The sequence below is a fragment of the Paenibacillus sp. FSL E2-0177 genome, from assembly GCF_037992975.1.
Lineage (GTDB): Bacteria > Bacillota > Bacilli > Paenibacillales > Paenibacillaceae > Paenibacillus_AQ > Paenibacillus_AQ odorifer.
This window is the reverse complement of record NZ_CP150307.1, coordinates 4,339,128-4,360,924: the sequence shown is the minus strand read 5'-3', so window position 1 is coordinate 4,360,924 and position 21,797 is coordinate 4,339,128. Positions and strand designations below refer to the sequence as shown.

Here is a 21,797-nt window from a genome sequence, read left to right as displayed (position 1 = left end):
TGAATGAGATTCTTCATGAAGGCGGCAAATAGGACAAAGTTATGTGGAATAATGTGACAAGATGATGGGGTTTTCTATTACCACTACGTTTTCTTAAAAGACAAAAGAACTTAGCATAATATGCTTGCTAAAAGCTTATAGAAAAACATAACGGAGGAAACTGGATAGATGGAATCATCGTTACAGCAATTAGTCGAGATTTTCCGGAACATCGATGGCTTTAACAGAGTGTTCTTGCTTTTTCGTCAAAAATACAGAAGTTATGGAAGAATTACCAGAAGTACGAAAGTTAATCTTAAAGATCCAACATCTGATGAATTGCGGGTATTAAACGGTTTTTTTGGTGGAGCTTATGGAAATGAGAAGATAATCCCTATTGCCGCTGGCAAAATTGAAAAGGAAATTCGGAATAGTAAGTATCGAGAATTATTCGATGGATATGATCTAAATGATTTATTAAAAATGTACTACGGGGGGGAATTAACTTCAAAAAGTGAAGACAAGCAGCGTTATGATACGGAAAAGAAGAAATTTTTCCAAACACTTTTGAGTGATTATACGATGGAAAGTTCATTCTACCAATTTATTTTATTTATCAAGACTTATAAAAATGCACCATTTATTCATATTATGCACAAAAAGAGGCCGGACTTCTTAAAACATTTGCTCGAATTAATTAATAAAACATTTAATTACCTCCCTTTAAAGAGTAACATCTATTTACCAATGCTTGCTTATGAGCTAACTGGTGATTATGATTACTTCAGTCCTAAATCTGATGGCGGTAAAATGTTGTTGTTTGCATTACAAGTATTAAATCATTTGACATTAGGAACCGAGCTCATTCCAAACCCAAATGAAGAACAGATTGAAGATATTTTAAAAGGGAATAATATTTTATTCTGTGCAGATGCTACTAAAAAAACAAATCGTTTATGGATTTTAGATAATGAAGAGGAAAGAGATTATCAATTAATTCCCTTAAAAAAGATTGGTGAAGGATCCTTTGCAGAAGTATATAGAGTGTTTGATCCTATATTAAAAAAAGAATTAGCAGGTAAAGTTCTTTTCGAAAGATCCCGTATGTTTAAAAATAATGAAGTAGAAGGAGACGATCATTATCTCCGATTCAAAAGAGAAGTAAAGTTTCTAAAAGAGAAAGCTTCTCATAGAAATATAATTGAAATTAGCAAAATGCAACTAGTGAATGAGCCATTCCTTTTCACAATGCCTTTGGCAGAAGCTTCATTAGATGAATGGTTGGGACTGAATTCCAATATATCGGAAGATATAAGAATAAGTATTTTTAAAGATATTTTGAGTGGGATAGCTTATCTTCATGACCGAAAAATTAGCCATCGAGATTTAGCTCCTCATAATATCTTGTTATTTAAAGAGAGTGACGGGACTATAGTAGTAAAAGTTGCTGATTTTGGACTAGCAAAAGATAAGCGATCGCAATCGAAATCAACAGGACTCTTTGTTTATGGTTATGGAAGAGCAGGTTATACCGCACCAGAACAATTAAACAGTTTGAAGAGTGCTGATCATTTATCTGATATTTATTCATTAGGTGCAATGCTCTATTATTTATTAAGTGGGAATTCACCAGAAGAACGATACAGGAAGACAGTAAAATATCAGCTAATTGTTATGAAGGCTATGGAGGAGGAGCGTACTAAACGGTATCAGACAACTAAAGAACTTATTGACGACATTAATCTTATGGATAGAAAAAGTATGAGAAAAGAAAATTTTCCGTTTTATAGTTTGGAAAATTATGAATTTAGAGATTTCTCGGCCGATGTTAATTATGTTTTAAAGTGTATTGCATCAGTTCAAGTTGAGGATTCTGATAGGGTTATTGAAAAGTTTATAGTACCATTCAAATCAATTCCGATAAATGTATTTGTGGAGTGTGCCAAATATGACGCACTAATGATTCCTTTTGTACAGATGACTGAAGAAAATATATCTAATATATCCAATATATCAAATAATAATGAAGCGGACTGGGATCACGTATCTTTACTTATAGATTGTATTTACTATGAGACACAAAATATAGCATTACAAATAAATGTTACAAGGATATTAATGAATATTGCATTAAAATTTAATAATCTTATGGCGCAATCATTACTTGTTGGTGTCCTAGTGTCAATGAATAGTTTTACTTTAATAGCTCAACAAGTAGCATTTATAATTGAAACAAATTATTCGGATTATCGTGATTTGCTGAAATGTTTGTTACAGGAAATTGAATACCCTCATGAGATACAAGGAGTATTGAATGATTACTAGTTGAAAACTTCCAACTCAAGTCCTACCTCACCTTTTTAGCTAAACTGAGCTTAAGCAATACTTTACCCAATAGATTAGCCAAAGAAAAGTTGTCATATTTGCTGCAACATGTAAAAAAATTGGTGAACTGGTTGCCTTGATCCAATTAAGCTTTTGAAATCGCCAAGCGCAAAAACCAGGCCCGTCTTCGTATTATTGAGTATATCTACTTATTGACCCACACGTACCTCTCATTGATGGGATGTTTGTATGAATCAATGTTATTTAACTCCTCCTAATAAATATTGGTTGGAGTTTTTTTGCATGTGGATAATTTCTCGATTTGATAGATTTACAAAATATGGAATATATGCTATCTTATCTATGAAAGCGCATCCAAGAGATGGTATATTTAACTTTTATTTACCATATTTAACATAGGGAGGAAAGGTGGAAATGAAAAATTTGCTCAAGAAGGCAATCACAATGATGCTGGCATTTACTCTGCTACTTGGATTGATGACAGCGCCGCCCGTTCATGCAGACAACGCACTTTTCACAATTGAAAGCGAAAATGCTCAGCTCACCTCCGATCTTCAAGTGACGACCCAAATTTACGGACAGCCCAAACCCGGATACTCTGGAAGCGGATTTGTCTGGATGCAGAATTCCGGTACAATTACCTTCACAGTGACAGTTCCGGAAACCGGCATGTATACGATCTCCACACGTTATATGCAGGAGCTCAGTGCTGACGGCAGGCTTCAATCTTTGGCCGTTAACGGCGTTACGAAGGGGTCGTATATGCTGCCCTATACGACCACGTGGTCGAATTTCGATTTTGGCTATCACAAGCTGAATCAAGGCAGCAACACTATTCAACTGAAGGCTGGCTGGGGTTTCGCTTATTTTGATACCTTCACGGTGGATTATGCCGATCTTGATCCCCTGGATGTGCAACCTGTCCTCAGCGATACTCAAGCCACTCCGGAAACTCAGCTTCTGATGAATTATTTAACGGAGGTTTACGGCAATCATATGATCTCTGGTCAGCAGGAGATTTACGGAGGCGGAAATGACGGCAATTCCGAGCTGGAGTTTGATTGGATTCACAATTTAACGGGAAAGTATCCGGCGATCCGCGGATTTGATCTGATGAACTACAATCCGCTTTACGGCTGGGAGGATGGTACGACCGCCCGGATGATCGATTGGGTGAATAACCGGGGCGGGATCGCGACAAACAGCTGGCATATCACTGTACCCCGAGATTTCACCGCCTATCAGCTCGGGGAATTTGTAGATTGGAAGAAAGCCACCTACAAGCCGACAGAAACCAATTTTAATACAGCCAATGCGGTAGTTCCAGGTACGAAAGAATACCAATATGTACAACTGGCCATTGGGGATTTGGCGGAGCAACTGCAGATTCTGCAAAATAACAATGTGCCGGTTATCTTCAGACCCTTCCATGAGGCGGAGGGCAACGGTGGATTGAATGGAGAAGGTGCATGGTTCTGGTGGGCTTCGGCAGGCTCGGAGGTGTACAAGCAGTTGTGGGACCTGCTCTATACTGAACTTACAGAAACGTACGGTCTGCACAATTTGATCTGGACCTACAACAGCTATGTGTACAGCACTTCTCCCGCATGGTATCCCGGCGATGATCAGGTGGATATTGTAGGCTATGATAAATACAACACGATCTATAACCGCTATGACGGTTTGTCTGGTGTTCCCAATGAGGACGCGATTACCTCGATTTTCTATCAGCTTGTTGATTTAACCGGCGGTAAGAAAATGGTAGCCATGACGGAGAACGACACCGTTCCAAGCGTTCAGAATCTGACAGAGGAAAAATCGGGCTGGCTCTATTTCTTACCGTGGTATGGTGAGCATCTCATGAGTTCCGCCTTTAATTATCCGGCCACCTTAACAACGCTGTACCAAAGCAATTATGTAATCACGCTCGATGAGCTGCCTGATTTGAAGGCTAACAATCCAATTCCAAGTGCGTCTATCACACCTGCAAACGTCGAATTTGATAAAAATGCCTCCAATCAGAATGACAAAGCCATCACCGTGAATTCAAACGGCAATACGTTAACCGCTCTCCGGACAGGCGCCAATGCATTGACAGCGACTCAGGATTATACCTTGAGTGGAAATACGCTGCTGCTCAAAAAAGCATTTCTGGCGACACTGCCGGTTGGCGAGCATTCGATCATCTTTGATTTTAATAAAGGACAAGATCCCGTATTAAAAGTGAAAATTGTCGATTCCACGCCAAGCGCATCCATTGCGCCCGTGAGCGCTGCATTTGATAAAGCAGCGAATCTAGCCCAGGATATTTCCGTAGCCCTTACCTTAAATGGACACCAGCTTGCAAGTATCACAAATGGAAGTTCCACACTTCTATCGGGTCAGGATTATACGGCATCAAGCGCTGCTGTTGTTCTGAAAAAATCCTATCTTTCCACGCTGCCGCTGGGACAGAATACCCTAACCTTTCATTTTAATGGAGGAAATAATGCTGTTCTTACAGTGAACGTAACGGATAGCAGTGTTCCAGTACCCACTGGAGATTTGACGGTCCAAGCTTTTAATGGCAACACAAGTGCCTCCACCAACGGGATTTCACCCAAAATCAAAGTAGTCAATACCGGTGATTCAGCGATTCAACTAAGTGATGTGAAGGTCCGGTATTACTATACGATTGATGGCGAGAAAGATCAGAGTTTCTGGATCGACTGGGCCAGCATCGGAAATGCGAATGTAACCGGCAATTTCGTTAAGCTGGCGACTCCTGTTGCCAGTGCAGATTATGTTTTGGAAATTGGTTTCACGAGTTCGGCTGGAACACTTAATCCAGGTCAGAGCGCAGAAATTCAAACCCGTTTCTCCAAAACCGACTGGTCCAATTACAACCAGGCTAATGATTATTCGTTCAAGGCATCCAGCAGTCAGTTCATCAACAATGAACAGGTCACCGGGTATATGAATGGTCAGCTTGTGTGGGGGATTGAGCCGTAAGCTTTTAATGAAAAAAGGTATCTTTGTGTAATACAAAGATACCTTTTTTCATTTTGGGAAGAAGCAGGGAGTGCAATGGAAGAACCATTTCTGAAGTAGCCAGATTGCTCGATGATCAGTTTCTGGAGAAGGAAAAGCTTGAATTGAGCGAGATTACCATCGACTGTGTTGGCTATTTTCAGAACAGGAGCAAAGAAATTTTTGTTAAAATTAGGGATTTAGGTGCTTCTGTGGAATTTTTGTAGCCAGCCGTGGTTCTCCTGAGTCGTTCCTATGTTGTGCAATGTCGCATTAATCCGGCTGCAATGTCGCAAAAGTACATGGAAATAGAGTGTGAAGATAGATTATACTCGCTTTATTGATCTGATAATGAAAATCATTATCATACGTAAGGGGGAGACAGCATGAAAAGAACAAAGAAGAGGCAAGCAACCGTTAGAAAGGTAGAAGCTGCCCAAAAAGCAGGACTATTAATGATATGGATGATGGCGCTGGTACTTGTGCTAACGGCTTGCGGTACTGGAGGTGGAGCAAATGCGGGCACTGCCGCACTGCCATCTGCTTCAGCCGAGCCGTCACCTACATCTGAGACACAGGCTCAGACTGCAGCCTTCCCGGTTACCATCTCGCATATGAAGGGCGAATATACGCTGACTGAGAAGCCGAAGGTCATCGCCGCGCTTGATGTGAAATTCGTCGATCAATTGTTAGCGATAGGCGAGCATCCGGCAGGCAGCGTTGTGGCTGGAGCGAAAGATGCAAAGTTTCCAGAATATTTAAGTGAACAATTGGGTGATGTGAAGGTCCTGGGCACACGCGATGAGCCCAATCTTGAAGCTATTGTAGCGATGAATCCGGATCTTATATTGATGACGGACTTTCAGGAGCAGGTGTATGACAGCGTCAGTAAAATAGCGCCCACAATAGTACTCGACTTCTATGAAGATTGGCGGGATACATCGGCTACCATCGGTATGATAACGGGCAAGCAGGCGGAGGCGAAGGTAGTGCGTCAAGCCTACGAGGACAAAATCGTCGGACTGCGGGAACAGCTGTCGGCGAAGCTGGGTGACGAAACGGTAGCTCTGATTCGCCCAAGACCGGAAGGTATTCGCGTACACGGTCCCGAACATCGGACCGGAAGCATTCTTTATGAGGATTTGGGATTGAATATCCCTGCATTCGTTCAGGAGATCAAAGATGATACCTCCGTTGAAATTTCGATGGAGACCATCGCTGATATCGGAGCAGATCACTATTTCCTGTTATCGGATGAATTGTTTGCCAAAGAGGCAGAGGCAATGGCGAACAGTCCGGTCTGGAAATCTCATGATGCCGTTAAAAATAACCGCGTATACAATGTGAATTCAACGCTATGGATCGCTTATTATGGGCCAATTGCCCTCAATATTATTGTAGATCAAACCGCGGAAGCGCTGTTGGGATCGCATTAAAATGGACAACTATCTGTCGTCTGCCACCTGGAAGCAAATGGCGGAGGAATACCGTCTGTGGGTAGGTGAACCGCCTGAAGGAAACGTTCGGACAATTGCCCTTAGCCAGTTGCACGAAGAAGCTGCATGCCGCGAATATGTAAGCTGGCTTAAGGGTTATATCGGTGCGCCTGATATGCAGGTTGCCGCTTCCATGCTGGCCAAGCGGATCGGTTATCTGTGGATCGCGCCGATGCTGACCGCTATGACCCTTCATAACCGGGAAGTCTCCATCCCGCTGGAGAACTGCTTCCTCTATCATCCGGCTTCCTCAGCTTTTAAAGGGGATACGCGTTTTCCTTTCCTTGCGCTGAACGGGCTTCGAGCGACGGCGGCACCGGAAGACAGGGAAGCGTGGCGAGAAGAGATCGTAGAGGAAATTTTCGCGGTACGTCTTGCGCCGCTGCTGCATACGCTTGCTGCAATTGGTCCCGTCTCCATGGCAGTACTTTGGGAGAATATTATGGTACGTATTGCTCCGCTGTATTCTCCTAGAACAGGTGAATTAGGGCAAGAAAGGCAACGAATACAAGCAGATTTTGCCTTCCTGACCCGGATAGCTCCCGGACAATTGTTCGGCGCAAGACGCAATCCATTTACCCGGTTCACAGAGAACAATGACCTAGCTCCGGTTGCAAAAAAGAAACGTATCACCTGCTGTTTTTATTACAGGATGTCGGCGGAATATTGCGGGAAATGTCCGAAAATTGACAATGAGAATGAATCTCAATTAAAATGACAACAGCAACGCATTCACTTTTGTTGCGGACGCGCTTTCACTAAAGCATGTAATCCTATTCGAGTGCGCCCGTTTAACAGAGGATGCTATTGTCAGGAGATGAGAGAAATGCCGCTGAAAGAACAGGCAAGTTTATGGAGTGATACAACGATCAAGATGCTTGATGTGCGCAGCGGTACTTTGCCACCCGGCGGCGTTATGAGCGAAACCGGATTAACAGCCAATGTGTTGCTGCTGGCAGGCGGCGGGGAAGGTAGGCTTGTGATGAATGGCGAAATTTGCCATATCCAGGCCTATTTCGCTTGTCACGCAGTCAAGGGATCAGCATTTACTTTGACTGCTGGATCAGAAACCATTCATTATACCGTTATTATGTACAAGGCTTTTCCAATGTTGGGGGCTGCCCATGTTCTGTTTCCGCAGCGCAATCACCCGTTACGCACTTCATTTGTTCACCGTCCTGTGCTCCTGGCTGAACTGCATCAGACTGCGGAACAAATCGAAGCCAAATGGAGCCGGGGCGAAGGGCTGGAGCGTTTCCATGCGAATGCGCTACTGCAAGGAATGCTTTACGAGCTTATTATGGAGTATGAATGTGGTCAGAAAGGCACAGAGGCGGATATGGTGGATGTTGTCGCTGCCTATATAGCGGGGCATTATCGTCAGGAGCTGGAGCTTAAGGAGCTGGCAGCGCTTGCCGGATGCAGTACAAGACAGTTACAGCGGCGATTCAAACAGGAGAAGTTACTAGGACCGATGGAATATGTAATCCAGCTGCGGATGGAGAGTGCCGAGCGGATGTTGCGTCATACGGATGCTCCCATCGGCGAAATTGCAGAAAAAACGGGCTATCGCGACATGTATTACTTTAGCAGGGCATTTAAGAAATATCACGGAGTTCCCCCGCAGATCTACAGGCGCACTGCTGCTTCAGGGATCGGTGCTCTCTCAGCATATTCTGGGCTGCCGGATCGCCTGGCCTCATCGTACCAGTCGCTGCAAGGCCCGGTAATTTGTCATATGCGAGGCGAATATTGCGTCACCGCTTCTCCGAGGCGTATCGCCGTACTCGACGTTCAATATGCAGACCATTTGCTTGCGCTTGGGATATCTCCGGCAGGGAGTGTAGGAACGGGTAGTGCAGCGTTAAAATTCCCCCAATATATCAGGGAAAGGCTTAAGACAACGGAAATGCTCGGAACTTATGAGTACCCGGACCTGCAAGCTGTTGAACGGCTGCGGCCGGATTTGATTGTCTGTACTGAGGTGCATGCTCAGCATTATGAACGGTTAAGCCAGATTGCGCCAACCCTAATGTTTCAACGGAATGAGAGCTGGCAGACGATTCTGGGCCTGTTCGGTGAATTGACGGACAAGCGGACAGAGGTGGAGCGTATTATTGCGGATTACCTGCGCCGAACAGCATTGCTGTCTGAGCAGCTTGCAACGGCGCTGGCGGGTCAGAGCGTGGCCTTGATCCGTCCGCGTGAGTCGCTGGTACGGGTGCATACTGCCTCCCATCGCACAGGTGCCGTGCTGTACCGGGATCTTGGTCTGCCAGCTCCTCTATTTGTCGCAGACACTTCCGACACGGCTTATCATATTACAGTTGATAGACTGCCGGCTGTGCATGCCAGCCATTATTTTTTACTTAGTAACGAGATGATGCAGGAGGGGATATCTGCGACAGAGCAAAGCGTCCGAGGGATGTTGGATTCCGATGAGCGGCCGTATATATACCCGGTAGATGCCGCTACATGGATCGGCTGCTACGGACCGACAGGTATCAATTACATTGTGGATCAGGTAGCCCGTACCTTGCTGGCCTGAGCGTATCTAAGAGAATCCCCTAATTTCAGGCTATTTTTAGCCTAAACGTGAACAGCTCCTGTGATTATCACAGGAGCTTGTTTGTGCTGTGGATTATTTTTTGTTGGGATAGCATTTAGAATTATCTGTCTGACCTAAAATATAGTCGATGCTTACTTTATAGAAATTAGCTAGCGTAATTAAAACGGCGCTCGGAACATCCAAAATTCCATTTTCATAGCGGGAGTAGGTGGCTTGTGTAATATGTAAAAGCTCCTCTATTTGTTGCTGTGTCAGATCTTTGTCTTCGCGTAAATCACAGATTCCTGTGTACAATGCTCATCAGCATAAGAATGAAATCCTTTGAAAACTGCGATATCTACTCATTCTTTAAATTTAACTTTTAGAGTAAGGAGTTTTTTGGTTCGTTCTGTTTAGTAAATAGTCAGTACTCGTCTTATGATAATCTGCTAGCTTAATCAGAATGGCCGTGGGAATATCAACATCACCGCGTTCATAATTACTATAAATCCTCTGGCTGCATTGCAAATACTCTGCCATTTGGGTTTGAGTTAAATCTTTATCCTCGCGCAAATCTCGGATACGTTGATACATACTAAACACCTCCAAGGCAAGCATATCTTAGCGAATTATTCGCTATTGATTTTTAGCGATAAATTCGCTAAGATGATTGAAGAGATGATTTGGGAGGGATGACTGGTGAGTCTTTTGGAGGATTTATATTACGGGAAAATCTGTCCAAGTGAACTTTTGTGTTTACGCGATCCCGAGTATATACAGAACTCCAAGCTAATCTCAGAGTTTATGGACATCCTAAAAGCAAAGTTATCTATAGAAGACTTTACTATGATTGAACAAGCCTTGGATCTGAGTGGCATGCAGAACTCTATCTCATCCGCTTCCGCCTATACTCTCGGATTCAGAATGGGGGCTGCTATGATAATAGAAGTATTAGAACATAAGGATGAACTTATACACTCTAAGGGAGAAGCTATGTCTTGAAAAAATAAAGATAGAGCTATTAGAGGGTAGAAATCGAGAAGAGGAGAACAAAAATTGAACAATATTCCAAACCGCATATGTTGATAGACGAACTTCTTCAGGCAGAAAGTTGGGGCATTATTCAAGCGAAGTTGGTTCCTGCTATTAAGGAAGCTATCGCTATGGGAGAGGTTGAAAAACTCTCTAAACTTAGGACTAAGATTCCATATTCTTTCGAAAATTCATTAAAGCATTTGAAAAAAGCGGAGCGGGAATTCATTCGAAACGGATGACGGAAGTGGGGGAACCTCTTAACATGCGCTGGTTATATGAAAAAGATAATTTGACGATCAGTTTTACCGTAGTGAGAAACTAAGCCAGTCGGAGGCGTAGTTGATATACCGATTAGCTCTCTTTCTTCGCTTAGGACGGATAAAAATATCGGTATCAGAAGCAGTGAAAAGGATATCATTGCAGCTATCCCTGAGGCATCCCGCAGCGAAAAGAAAGTAGATGGTGTTGTTAACTATTGGGTGAACGTTATCAAGCTTGACGAAGGATTCTATCATCCTTCCCTTGCCTTTGTCGTCAAAGAAGACAAGGTTGAAAATCTAGAGTTAACCAAATTACTTATTGATCTGAGTGAATAAAGAAGGCAGGCTCACATGGCCAGCCTTCTTTATTTAGCTTTACAAGGCGACTTCTTTTTTGTGACCAGCTGGATGCTCCAATTGCTTCATTGGCTGCATAAATTCCCGTTAGAACTGATCCTCCTGTTTCTAAGATACCCTGGTTGATTACCGGAAGCAGCTTATAGCCTAGGGTCTTTTTTTTTGGTGCCTGTAAAATCGGGGCTTGACCATTAAGGGCAGGGCCTTCTTTACGTTATTCCAGACCATTGACAATTATTGTAAAGATGGTGTATTGTAAGTGATAAGTAGTAAGTAGTAAGTAGTAAGTTAATCAAACGCTCACCATACGGAATAAATATCATCCTGTAAATACGAATTAATGGATAGGGGTGGATGGTTATGATGGATCTTAAATTAGCACCAAGTTTTTCATTGATCGCGCTTAATGCACAGAGAAGTCTTCAGATGACTACTGTTAAGAAAGTGTCTTTGCGCTGCATGGCAGCAGCGGTTATATTGGAGCTTTACTTAGAGGGATGTTTTACACAATCTGAGAACAAGTTAACTTTGCACAAGGAAGCACTTGATCAATCTCATTCAACACTCTATAGAGAAACTGTTCTACAACCCTTACTTCAAAATAGTGCTGAGGTAACGGGTGACCTAAATTGGTGGTTAAAGAAGGCTTCGAGGAAGTCTAACCATCAATTAAAAAAGTTCGAAACCGCGATTTCAGATTATCTTCAAGCAATGAATTTGCTTGAAGATATACCAAGCCTGATAGGGAGCGACATGTATTTTGATTCTGCTGAAGTTGAAATTAGAGCCTATCGCAGTAATATGGAGGCGTACACGAGCATTACAGAGAATATGCGGGCAGAGATTTTGGAAGAGGGCCCAGTAACAGATCAGGTCATTTGTATGCTATGGCTACTTCGTGAATGTGGATGTATGCATGATTTCTTCTCGCTGAACGAATTAGAAGAGGTGAATATCAAATTACATGATCTATACCAAAGTAACTTATGGGCAAAGGCGCTGTTTCCTATACAAATTCGCCAGGGAGTTGAGTTAGGTATCAAACGTTTTTTAGCATTGAAGACAAAGTTTGCGAAGACTTTTATCGGCAGCAGTCTCAATCTTATCTTTCCTGCCCTTGAGCGATCACGAGCTGTCTTTATAGAAACAGAGTCCTGGTTTGATAATTCTAATCAAAGGTTAGACGCAGTTATTACAAGATTAATGTCCTATGGACATGAAGTTAAGGTGCTGGAGAGAGGATCGATTGCGACTCTTAAAATTGATAATTTGCTCTACGATGCGATCCCACATTTTGTAATGATGAAAGTGCCAATTCAAGGTGTGCGTCTTATTCCGAAGCGCCCGCTGTAAAGGAGTTGGTTATCAATGTCTAGACAACGATCCATGGAGAATATTATGGCGTCAGAATATGTATCGATAGGGGAATTAGTAAGAATCACAAATGCTCGTTATAGTACACTCAAACATTATACAGAAGAAGGCATGCTGCCCTTTGAACAGGCAGAGGAGAATTTAACACGCAGATATAAAAGAGAAGAAACCGTCGCGCGCATTCTTTGGATCAAAGAAATGAAAGCAAACGGTTTATCTATCCCACAAATTAAAGAAGCTTTAGGAATGAATTAAATTCCCCTTATCCTTGCAGTCAAATCTAAACCTAACTCCGCGGGAGCTTCCCCCCATACTGCGCGCGCAATTGCTGCAATTTATCCAGCTTGCTTAGACTACTGTCCCTATTCGCTAATCCCACTCCAAGGATCAGATTCTCAATAATATAGGTGGGGCCAACCATGGAATGGAACTCCCAAACCTCACCTCTCCCCGCATAAAGTACGATATCTGCATCTTGGGATCGCGGGTAGACAAGTCTATCTGTGATCAGGATAACCTGGTAATTTGCTTCACGTGCATGGTTCAGTATGACTTCAATCTCAGGCAGTATTTGTACAAACCCAAACACAAGCAAGACATCTTGTTTGTCAGCATGCATTAAGGTCTCTAGCAGCTCATGGCCGCTGGGGGCCATTTTTTTCATTTGAAGACCAAAACGCGCCATTCGATAGATCATTAGCTCTGCTAATCCGGCGCAAGGTCCAGGGCTGTATACATAAATAATCCGAGCTGTAGATATCGCATCTACTGCACGCTTTAGTACATCGTCGCTTAAATAGCGGCGTGTTTCTTGCAAATGATGTGAACAATTGTCCAGCAGCAGTTGAGGGAGTGAGGTATCGTCTGATCGCTGCATGGCATCACGCATTTTTACAGAAGGTGTGGATTCAAAGCGGAAACGGAGCCGGTTTTTAAAATCTTTGGCATGTTTGTATCCCGCAGCTTTCCAGAACCGTGAAACAGAGGCGATGCTCAAATGCAGCTCGTCTGCCATTTCTTGTTCGGTCATATAGACCACACGTTGCTCATTTTTTTGAATAAAGTCGGCAATTATCCGTTGATTAGGCGAAAAAGCGCGATGGTTCCAATCTTTATACAATCTCTCAATCCTCCTATGATGATGCGATAGATAGAATATAACGTGTGAATATGTTGTAAATATTTTTACAACGTTAAAAATATTGAAAAAAATATTACTCTCATTTAACAAATGAAAAAAGCTGTGATGACATGGCCTTCTTATAATGAAGATAAATTCTTATTGGGAGGCCAAATATTTCATGAGCACGATAAAAACGCGTTACACACTGACTCAGTCACAAAAAATGATGATTTTTGTACTGTCGATGTCGCTTTACGGGTTGTCCAATATGTTTACCGAGCTAGTGCCTGGGATCAAACTGGGCCCGATTGAATTATCCATTGAATATTTCGCCTTCATTCCTTTGACATTATGTATGTTGTTTCACCCCTTATATGCGGCGGTCGGAGCAGCTGTTGGTGAGGTAATCTTCGGGGAATTGATGTTAGGCCAATTTGGAGGTTTAGGGGAGCTAGAGAAATTCATTACCTTCTCACTGGCGATGTATACCGCAGGCCGAATGGTATCTGATCCGAAGAATCGTAGACAGGTTGGAGTGGCTGCGATTACCGGCGTGGCGATTCACCAGTTTTTTAGCTCCGTTATAGATATTGTGAAGGTATGGGTAGGGGTAGAAGAGCTAGAGGCTGTTAAAGGGCTGGCAGAAAGTATCGTTGTAATTGAGGGAGTAGGGTTCTTGAATGATGTCCTCTTCTCCGGTATTTTGTTCGCGCTAATTCCTACTATGTATCTGGTTCCGCGTTTATATGGAAAAATTGAACCATTGCTCGGCATGAAGCCACGTGAGCGGAATATGAAATATGCAACAGGAGCATGGCTATCTCCTAAGCTGGTCATTGCCGGAACCTTTCTAGTGATGGTAGCGGTGGGTTCGGAATTGTTATCGGAATCGGGCTGGAACTTCGGTGATTTTGAGCTTGCAGGCGCGGAATCGAATGAAAAGACCTTGATTTGGCTCAGTATGTTGGTAGCGGCTGTTGTAGCGGCAACGGCGATTATTGCACTGCTTCGGCGTTCGGCACGAAAAAGACAGGCGGGTCAAGCAGATGCGTAATACAATTCTTGAATTGAACAAAATTAACTTTACGTATCCGGGAGCTGAACAACCAGTACTGCAAGACGTAGACTTACGACTGGGAGAAGGGGATTTTATTGCGATCATCGGCAGTAATGGCTCCGGGAAATCTACTCTCTGCAAATGCTTTAACGGCTTAATTCCACATTATTACACTGGTGATTTCAGTGGAGAGGTGACAGTTTGCGGCCAATCTGCGGATGGAAAAAGTGTAGCAGAGCTGTCCAAACGTATCGGTTATGTTTATCAGGATTTCGAGAATCAATTGGTACGACCGACTGTGCTTGATGATGTGTCTTTTACACCTCTGAATTATGGATTTACGGATTACAAGGAACGGGGAGAGCGTGCGCTGGCGTTAACCGGACTTAGTGACTTGAGGCACGAATTTATTTGGCAGTTAAGTGGTGGGCAAAAACATCTGCTCGCTCTGGCCGGAGCACTAGCTATGGATCCGGAAATTCTGGTGATCGACGAACCCGTAGCCCAGCTGGATCCGCAGCATGCCCGTCATATCTATGATATTTTGCAGCGTTTGAATGAGGAGCATGGAAAGACCATTGTAGTGATTGAGCATCATGCGGAATTTATTGCGGATTATTGCAAAAATGTTGTCCTGATGGATCAGGGTAAAATGTGCTGGCAGAAGCCTGTGCGTGAAGCTTTGTCATCTGTACAAGAATTGCTAGAGCTGGGCATATACCCACCGGATGTGACCCGGGCGGCTTGGCTGCTACAGCCTGATGATCAGAAGCCAAAGCTGCTTCCCTTAAATGCTGAGGAAGGCAGTACCCGCATGACGCTTCGTCAGGATGCCAAGGAGACACTTCCAATCGGACGTATGCAAGAGCAGCTCCCCATAGCTGCAAAAGAAGAAAATTCTATCGTTCAGCTGGAGAATGTTCACCTCTCTTACCGTACGATTCATAAGGTGCTGCATCCTGTACTGAATGGAATTCAGCTAGAACTGGGGCAGGAAGAGTCCATTGCTCTTATTGGCAACAACGGAGCAGGTAAATCTTCATTAATGAAGCTGATTGCTGGTATTGTCAGACCTACAGCTGGAACCGTAAAGGTTAAAGAAATGACGGTGAACGGGCTACCGCCTGAACGTCTCTCCGGTACGGTAGCTTACGTATTCCAGAATCCGGAGGAAATGTTTATCGAGGATTCTGTGCGTAAGGAAATTGCTTATTATCTGAAGGCGCGGAAACTACCAGATACGGATGGAAGAGTGGATGAGATGCTAAAGGCATTTCGCTTAAGCGAGCTGGCTGAACGGGATGCCCGACTGTTAAGTGGAGGGCAGCAGCGCCGGGTATCCTTGGCGATTGGTGCCGCGGTTAAACCCGCCATCATGCTGCTTGATGAACCGACAGCTAATCTGGACATTTCGACCAAACAAGAAATGGTACATGTGCTGGAGACGCTTCGTAATCATGTGAAGACGGTCGTCATCGCAACTCATGATATGCAGCTTGTCTCTGAATGGGCCAGCAGAATAATTGTAATGCATCAAGGGCGGATAATTGCGGATGGGACGAAGGATGAAATTTTCGCTGACGGCCTTCTTTTACGGCGTGCGGGTCTGGCCCAGACTCAATTGATGGAGCTAAGTCGTATGCTCGGTCTCCCAAGAATTTGCAGTAGCTTAGAAGAGTTTGTGAGTTTAGTGGAAAAGAAGGAGGTAGCTGCAATCCATGGAAGCCGTTAAACGGGCACTTGACCGTATATCTGTAGAACAAATCAAATTGGAGTTACTCGGGACCGCATATAACAGCAGCAGCACTTTTCTGGGCAGGCTGGATCCGCGAACCCTGCTGCTCTGGTATCTCTTTTTTGCCATCGTGCCTTGGTTTGTACATAACCGGACAATCCTGTTAGGGATGTTCGTGCTTATGGTTTTAACGACCGTCCTCTCCCGGGTCAGCCCTTATATTATTTTTATATTATGTCTCGGCTTAATCAGCCAGATTGGCTGGATGTTTATATTGTCGCTTTTTTTCGGCGGGGGGATTGAATCCTTGCTGCCTATGCTGACACTGACACTTAAGCTTTCGGTGATTTCGCTGGCGAGTATAACGGTTTTCTCTAGTCTTGATCCGGAACGACTTAGTGACGGTTTACTGTCTTTAGGAATCCCTGATACTTTTGCATTCAGCTTATCTTATGGCTATCGTATCTTGCCTACTTTACTGGAGGAATTCCATCAGATCCTACTTTCCTTTAGATTGAGAGGGCAACGACCGCTTCAACATGGAATTTTCTATTGGCGAACAATAACGTATTATTTGCGAATCGTCATTCTGGCATTTTACCCGCTCATGTTGAACACAGCTAAACGTTCTCGAACTACGATTGAAGCACTTGAGACTCGGGGATTTAGCTACGGGCTTAATAATAAGAAAGTGAAGAAGATCAAGTTATCTTATTTGAAAATGAAGCGGTCCGACTGGTACTTTTTATCCGGATCCACTGCTTATGTCATCTTGATATTCTGTATTGGTTATCTCTACCCTGAACTGGTGTATTAACATAACTTATAAGCTCAAAGGAGACGAATTAGACATGATGAATATTGATCTGCATACCCATGGTAAATTATCTAAAAAATCTACGTTTTCCCCCGAATATTTTGCGGAGATGATGTTCGAAGCCAAGGCAAATGGATTACAGGCTGTAGCATTGACCGAGCATTTTAATACTTCTAATTTCTTTGCGATGTATGATGCGCTGGATCAGACTTATCCCTATAACGGGCATTATTACGATGTGAACGGACTTAAACTGTTTCCAGGCATGGAAGTGGATATCGCGGAGACAGGTCATATCCTGTTGATCGGACTGAAGGAGAATGTTCTAGCTGTCCGCGCTTTACTAGATGAGCATACGCAGGAGGGGAATTTCATACCGTTTAAGCAGTTGCTTGATATGGCCGATGAACATAATCTTTGGAAAATCGGAGCCCACCCCTTCCGAACTTCTACGCCTTTACATCAACTGGATCCGGCATTGCTTCAGCGATTAGACGCTTTTGATTTCAACGCTAAGGATATTTACATGCAGGGGGTGGAGACTTATAAGAACCTGATCACGCCCTTTGCTGAGAAGTTGGGTGTGCCTGTGATTGCTGGCAGTGACAGTCATCAGTGTTTGCAATATGGCAGTGTTGTGAATCGTCTGCAAGACTCCTGCTCAACTGTGGAAGAATTGAAGGAAGCTATCAAACAAGGGAACTATGAAATAGAGGTTTCTCCGTGTCTTCATACCAAAGTAAAGGCTTCGGTAATGATGAAAAAACTATTGAAGCAGTTAATTGGCGAAGCCCCCTCCAGAGATGAAGCGGAGTTAGGATATATGGCGTAGAAAATAGAAGAGGGTTGTTCCATAAGCCATGAAATGATGAAATGGCTACTGGGACAACCCTTTTTGTTGTTCGCTGGATTTTATTACTTTTGCATGTACAAAGATAACTATCGGACACAGATGACCTTAAACGCAGTTTTATTCCGCATTTGGGATGCTAACGGACCGTATAGCCACTAATGGCACTAAAGACACCATATATGAACCTCATTCTACGGAATAACGTCTCTGGAGTCCGAAACTCTGCTCAAAAGGCTGGAAATTTGCCAATAACGTCATCTGGGTCCTCAAATCTTAGAATGTATGAATTATCGTTTGTCTTTCGAATCTTTATTGCTGACTCGGGTGGGTCTGGTCACCCAATTCGTGCGATTCATCGGTTTTACGGTATCAATTCTTGAATTGGAAGGTTCATTCGAAGGTTCAGTGGATTCAGTTTCAGTAGAAGCTGCACCCTCTTGATCTCCGGTTTTTTTCCTTGATAGTCCTGTACCATCATGTTTGCCTCTGTTCCATACTCTACCCTTACTCATACATACACTCCATTTCTATACGCTTATTCATAAACCATATCATATAAGGACAAGTTAAGGAAGAAAGACATAACACAGATCGAAGAATTTTTCAAGTTATAAAGGTTACTGGAGATTTCATTTTATGGTGGCTATAATAGTACTGATATTGAAAGGAGAGTACTTATATTATGGCAATCAAGATCATAACAGACAGCGGTTCAGACCTACCCCTTGACTACATGGAGAAGTATAATGTTTCCGTGATCCACCTACCGGTTCATTTTGGGCATGAGTTAATGCCGGCTGATACGGACACGAAAAGCTTTTATGCTCAAATGCGCGAATCCAAGGAGCTGCCTACCACAGCTAGTCCAAGTCCCAACGAATTCCTTGAGAAGTTCAAGCAAGTGGAGGAGGGAACTGACATTATGGTCATTTGTATGTCCTCTAATATTAGTAGCACTTATCAGACGGCTATGATTGCTATGGAAATGTATAAGGATGAAGGACATACCAATGCAATAGAGGTTATAGATTCCAAAAACTTCTCAGGCGGGCTGTCATTGATTGTCGGACTGGCGGCGCAGTGGTCTTTAACTTGTTCAAGCTTGCAAGAGCTCAAGGAAAAGGTACTTCAGCAGATAGAGGAAGTTAACGCTTATTTTACGCTGGACACTCTGGAGAATGTAATGAAAGGCGGACGTCTAAGTCGGCTCTCGGGAGCCGTAGCGTCTGTACTCAATATAAAGTTGCTGCTCAAAATCAGCGAAGAAGGCACTGTCGAAGTAGTGGAGAAGACCCGGGGTCTTCCAAAAGCACTGAATCGTCTGCTAGCGCATTTGGATGAGAAGCAGCATGATTACGAGAAAGCGGTTATCGCTATTGTACACAGTAATTGTGAGAAGCTGGCACTCGAGATTAAAGAACGCATTTTACTAAAGCATCCCTTCAAAGAAGTCTTACTCTCAAGCATGGGTCCGGTTATGGGAACCTATGCTGGGGAAGGCGGAATTGGCGTAGCTTTTTAAAGTAGTGATCCTCACAATCCAGACAAATTACGATCGTACATGGGACGGTTTCCCGTGTGCGATTTTTATTTTATTCCTATGTGATAATTTAGCTATTCTTTAGATTGTGTTTAGGCTCTGTTAATAATCACAGAATATAGTTAGATGGGGGGATTATCATGTATACAATATTGATCGCTGATGATGAAGCAGAAATTGTGGAATTGCTAAGATTATATTTAGAGAAAGAGTACAACATTTTGGAAGCGAACAGTGGTACTGAAGCCTTAACGCAGGTACAGAACCATAAAGTTGATTTGGCAATTCTGGATATTATGATGCCGGGTCTGGATGGATTGCAATTATTGAAAAAGATCCGCGAGGTTCATCATTTTCCAGTGTTATTTTTATCCGCCAAAAGCGAACATCATGACAAAATTCTGGGTCTTGAACTAGGAGCCGACGATTATATTTCCAAACCGTTTAATCCATTAGAAATAGTAGCCCGTGTTGGAGCTTTGCTGCGGCGTGTACATCATTTCGATGCGCAAGTTGTTGAGGAAAAAGAAGCTGAGCAGATTGTATTAGGTGAATTAATGCTGGATCAAAGCCAGTGTCTGCTCTATCGTTCTGGTGAACCTGTGGTGCTTACTTCTACCGAGTACAAAATTTTGGAACTAATGATGAAGCAGCCTGGACGAGTCTTTACACGCAAAAAAATATATGAGGCTGTGTGGGAAGATTTCTATGTGTACGAAGATAATAGTATCATGGTACATATCAGCAATATCCGGGAAAAAATTGAGGAAGATTCCAAAAAGCCAGTATATTTAAAGACTATTAGAGGGCTGGGATACAAAATTGAAGCGCCTATGGAGCAATAGAGATCAACGACCTTTACAATCATCGCTGACGCTGGATTTTTTGTTGTTTATCTGTATTTTGTTTTTTCTCGTGATTGTATATTATTTGTTTATTAATCTTGATGTGACCCATATTTTTGAAAAAAATAAAATCGCTGATCCTGATTTGAAGGTGGAGGCTAGTGCTTATCGAGATAATCTGGAGCATGGGATAGAAACCAAACGTCTTCTGCGGAGCGGGGGATGGATCGAGGTCTTGGATCAAGACATGAAGGTCACCAAGGTTGTTGGAGAAAAAAAAGACGGTGTAACCCAATATACCAGTAACCAGCTTTTAAAAAGTTTGGAAAATGGAGAAGATCAAGCTTACTTTTATTCGTTGACCACGCTAAATGCTCAGAGCGAATCGGAGTGGCTGCTCTTGAAGCTGCCGCGGGAAGCTATCACCATCACCATTAATAGTGATCCCTTCGTGGCCTACTTTAATCATTCGCTTTCATACTACGTCTTTTTGGGTGTGGGAATGATTCTTTTGCTAATTATCGTGTACAGCTATTGGGTAGCGCGGCGAATCAGGAAACCACTGCGTATCATCACGCTTGGATTGAAGCAGATGATTCAGGGGAATTATGATACTCGAATCGCTTTATATGCAGAGAAGGAATTTTCGCAAATTGGAGAGACTTTTAATTATATGGCAGACGTAATTGAAAAGACGACCAAAGAAAAACGCCAGGCAGAGGAAAGTAAGAAACGGATGATGGTTGATCTATCTCATGATCTGAAGACGCCGATAACGAGTATACAGGGCTTTGCCCAGGCGCTTGTAGAGGGTAGAGGCGAGGATGAAGAACGCCAAAAAAGATATTTAAGCTATATTTATAATAAATCCTCACAGGTTACTAAGCTGATTCAGAACATGCTGGAGCTGTTAAAAATAGATTCACCGGATTTCTTGCTACGAATGGAGCATCAAGAACTGGGCGAATTTATTCGTGAAATCATTGCAGATACGTACGGAGAGATTGAACAAAAGAACTTTGTTTTGCATCTAAATGTTCCCGAAGAGGATGTGTTCTTGAACTTTGATGCGGAGCTGCTCTCGAGTGTGGTTCATAATTTGATCTCCAATGCACTGATCTATAATCCTCCAGGTACACATTTGCGTGTGGAGGTGATCCCTTTGGAGAAAGAAGTCACGATTGAAATCGCTGATACTGGTGTGGGTATTCCAGAAGAGCTGTGGTCCACAATGTTTGATCCGTTTGTTCGGGGAGATAAAGCGCGGACAGCTTCGGGAGGAACAGGGCTAGGTCTCTCGATAGCTATGAAAAATACAGAGAAAATGGGGGGGACGCTTCATCTCAGTCGCCGAAAGAAGGAACCTACGGTATTCACCATCCGGATTCCGAAATAACGAGCTGGAAGACATCCAAATCAGAAG

At 43.2% G+C, this 21,797-nt stretch carries 20 protein-coding genes; 16 read left to right on the top strand and 4 right to left on the bottom strand.

The window, feature by feature from the left end:
• Window positions 1–168 precede the first annotated feature (168 nt).
• From MHI25_RS19475 to MHI25_RS19455, 5 genes are all read left to right on the top strand, one after another.
• Entirely contained in the window at window positions 169–2,304 is a 2,136-nt protein-coding gene (locus MHI25_RS19475) for a protein kinase (RefSeq protein ID WP_340393995.1), read from the top strand.
• 435 nt (window positions 2,305–2,739) lie between these two features.
• The gene (locus MHI25_RS19470) at window positions 2,740–5,316 is read left to right on the top strand and encodes a glycosyl hydrolase (RefSeq protein WP_340393993.1); all 2,577 of its coding nucleotides are present in this window, start codon (window positions 2,740–2,742) and stop codon (window positions 5,314–5,316) included.
• A gap of 404 nt (window positions 5,317–5,720) precedes the next feature.
• Window positions 5,721–6,770, top strand: coding sequence for an iron-siderophore ABC transporter substrate-binding protein (locus tag MHI25_RS19465; protein WP_076275214.1), 1,050 nt, complete (start codon window positions 5,721–5,723; stop codon window positions 6,768–6,770).
• 1 nt (window position 6,771) lies between these two features.
• Complete coding sequence (locus MHI25_RS19460) at window positions 6,772–7,548, top strand: IucA/IucC family C-terminal-domain containing protein (RefSeq protein WP_340393992.1); 777 nt, start codon at window positions 6,772–6,774, stop codon at window positions 7,546–7,548.
• Between the two features lie 108 nt (window positions 7,549–7,656).
• A complete protein-coding gene (locus tag MHI25_RS19455; protein WP_339168477.1) occupies window positions 7,657–9,378 on the top strand; it encodes a helix-turn-helix domain-containing protein in 1,722 nt (573 codons plus the stop codon).
• A 93-nt stretch (window positions 9,379–9,471) separates the two neighbouring features.
• Here the strand turns inward: MHI25_RS19455 and MHI25_RS19450 are convergent, their stop codons facing one another.
• Both MHI25_RS19450 and MHI25_RS19445 read right to left on the bottom strand, forming a co-directional pair.
• Entirely contained in the window at window positions 9,472–9,693 is a 222-nt protein-coding gene (locus MHI25_RS19450) for a helix-turn-helix transcriptional regulator (protein WP_339168475.1), read from the bottom strand.
• A gap of 60 nt (window positions 9,694–9,753) precedes the next feature.
• Window positions 9,754–9,972 carry a helix-turn-helix transcriptional regulator gene (locus tag MHI25_RS19445; RefSeq protein WP_076100339.1) on the bottom strand — a complete coding sequence of 73 codons (219 nt, stop codon included), beginning with the start codon at window positions 9,970–9,972 and terminating at the stop codon, window positions 9,754–9,756.
• A gap of 105 nt (window positions 9,973–10,077) precedes the next feature.
• Between MHI25_RS19445 and MHI25_RS19440 the strand changes: the two genes are divergently transcribed.
• The 4 genes from MHI25_RS19440 (at window position 10,078) to MHI25_RS19425 (ending at window position 12,659) form a co-directional block, all read left to right on the top strand.
• Window positions 10,078–10,380 (top strand): DUF6809 family protein, encoded by a 303-nt coding sequence (locus MHI25_RS19440; protein WP_076127124.1) that lies wholly within the window; start codon window positions 10,078–10,080, stop codon window positions 10,378–10,380.
• A 77-nt stretch (window positions 10,381–10,457) separates the two neighbouring features.
• Window positions 10,458–10,652, top strand: a complete 195-nt coding sequence (locus MHI25_RS19435; protein WP_076127122.1) for a hypothetical protein — start codon at window positions 10,458–10,460, stop codon at window positions 10,650–10,652.
• Window positions 10,653–11,390: 738 nt separating this feature from the next.
• Window positions 11,391–12,383, top strand: coding sequence for a hypothetical protein (locus tag MHI25_RS19430; RefSeq protein ID WP_339168474.1), 993 nt, complete (start codon window positions 11,391–11,393; stop codon window positions 12,381–12,383).
• Between the two features lie 15 nt (window positions 12,384–12,398).
• Window positions 12,399–12,659, top strand: a complete 261-nt coding sequence (locus MHI25_RS19425; RefSeq protein ID WP_036688642.1) for a helix-turn-helix domain-containing protein — start codon at window positions 12,399–12,401, stop codon at window positions 12,657–12,659.
• Window positions 12,660–12,690: 31 nt separating this feature from the next.
• Here the strand turns inward: MHI25_RS19425 and MHI25_RS19420 are convergent, their stop codons facing one another.
• Window positions 12,691–13,524, bottom strand: coding sequence for a MurR/RpiR family transcriptional regulator (locus MHI25_RS19420; RefSeq protein ID WP_076127116.1), 834 nt, complete (start codon window positions 13,522–13,524; stop codon window positions 12,691–12,693).
• Between the two features lie 181 nt (window positions 13,525–13,705).
• On the opposite strand from MHI25_RS19420, the gene MHI25_RS19415 reads away from it, so the two are divergent.
• Genes MHI25_RS19415 through MHI25_RS19400 form a run of 4 tightly spaced genes read left to right on the top strand, consistent with a single transcriptional unit; the run spans window position 13,706 to window position 17,968 of the window.
• Complete coding sequence (locus tag MHI25_RS19415; RefSeq protein ID WP_340393987.1) at window positions 13,706–14,581, top strand: cell division protein FtsQ; 876 nt, start codon at window positions 13,706–13,708, stop codon at window positions 14,579–14,581.
• A complete protein-coding gene (locus MHI25_RS19410; RefSeq protein WP_339168471.1) occupies window positions 14,574–16,316 on the top strand; it encodes an energy-coupling factor transporter ATPase in 1,743 nt (580 codons plus the stop codon). Before MHI25_RS19415 ends, MHI25_RS19410 begins: the two co-directional genes overlap by 8 nt.
• Window positions 16,303–17,136: an energy-coupling factor transporter transmembrane component T gene (locus MHI25_RS19405; RefSeq protein ID WP_076100351.1), complete on the top strand. Its 834-nt coding sequence runs from the start codon at window positions 16,303–16,305 to the stop codon at window positions 17,134–17,136. Before MHI25_RS19410 ends, MHI25_RS19405 begins: the two co-directional genes overlap by 14 nt.
• A gap of 34 nt (window positions 17,137–17,170) precedes the next feature.
• Window positions 17,171–17,968: a PHP domain-containing protein gene (locus tag MHI25_RS19400; protein ID WP_305953529.1), complete on the top strand. Its 798-nt coding sequence runs from the start codon at window positions 17,171–17,173 to the stop codon at window positions 17,966–17,968.
• A gap of 308 nt (window positions 17,969–18,276) precedes the next feature.
• On the opposite strand, the gene MHI25_RS19395 is transcribed toward MHI25_RS19400, so the two are convergent.
• Window positions 18,277–18,501: a hypothetical protein gene (locus MHI25_RS19395; protein WP_076127110.1), complete on the bottom strand. Its 225-nt coding sequence runs from the start codon at window positions 18,499–18,501 to the stop codon at window positions 18,277–18,279.
• 170 nt (window positions 18,502–18,671) lie between these two features.
• Between MHI25_RS19395 and MHI25_RS19390 the strand changes: the two genes are divergently transcribed.
• The 3 genes from MHI25_RS19390 to MHI25_RS19380 all read left to right on the top strand — a co-directional run bounded on the left by MHI25_RS19390 (window position 18,672) and on the right by MHI25_RS19380 (window position 21,770).
• Window positions 18,672–19,511, top strand: coding sequence for a DegV family protein (locus MHI25_RS19390; RefSeq protein WP_036688632.1), 840 nt, complete (start codon window positions 18,672–18,674; stop codon window positions 19,509–19,511).
• A 155-nt stretch (window positions 19,512–19,666) separates the two neighbouring features.
• A complete protein-coding gene (locus MHI25_RS19385) occupies window positions 19,667–20,374 on the top strand; it encodes a response regulator transcription factor (RefSeq protein ID WP_170914177.1) in 708 nt (235 codons plus the stop codon).
• Entirely contained in the window at window positions 20,352–21,770 is a 1,419-nt protein-coding gene (locus MHI25_RS19380) for a HAMP domain-containing sensor histidine kinase (RefSeq protein ID WP_076182735.1), read from the top strand. The genes MHI25_RS19385 and MHI25_RS19380 overlap by 23 nt, the downstream gene beginning before the upstream one ends.
• Window positions 21,771–21,797: the final 27 nt, after the last annotated feature.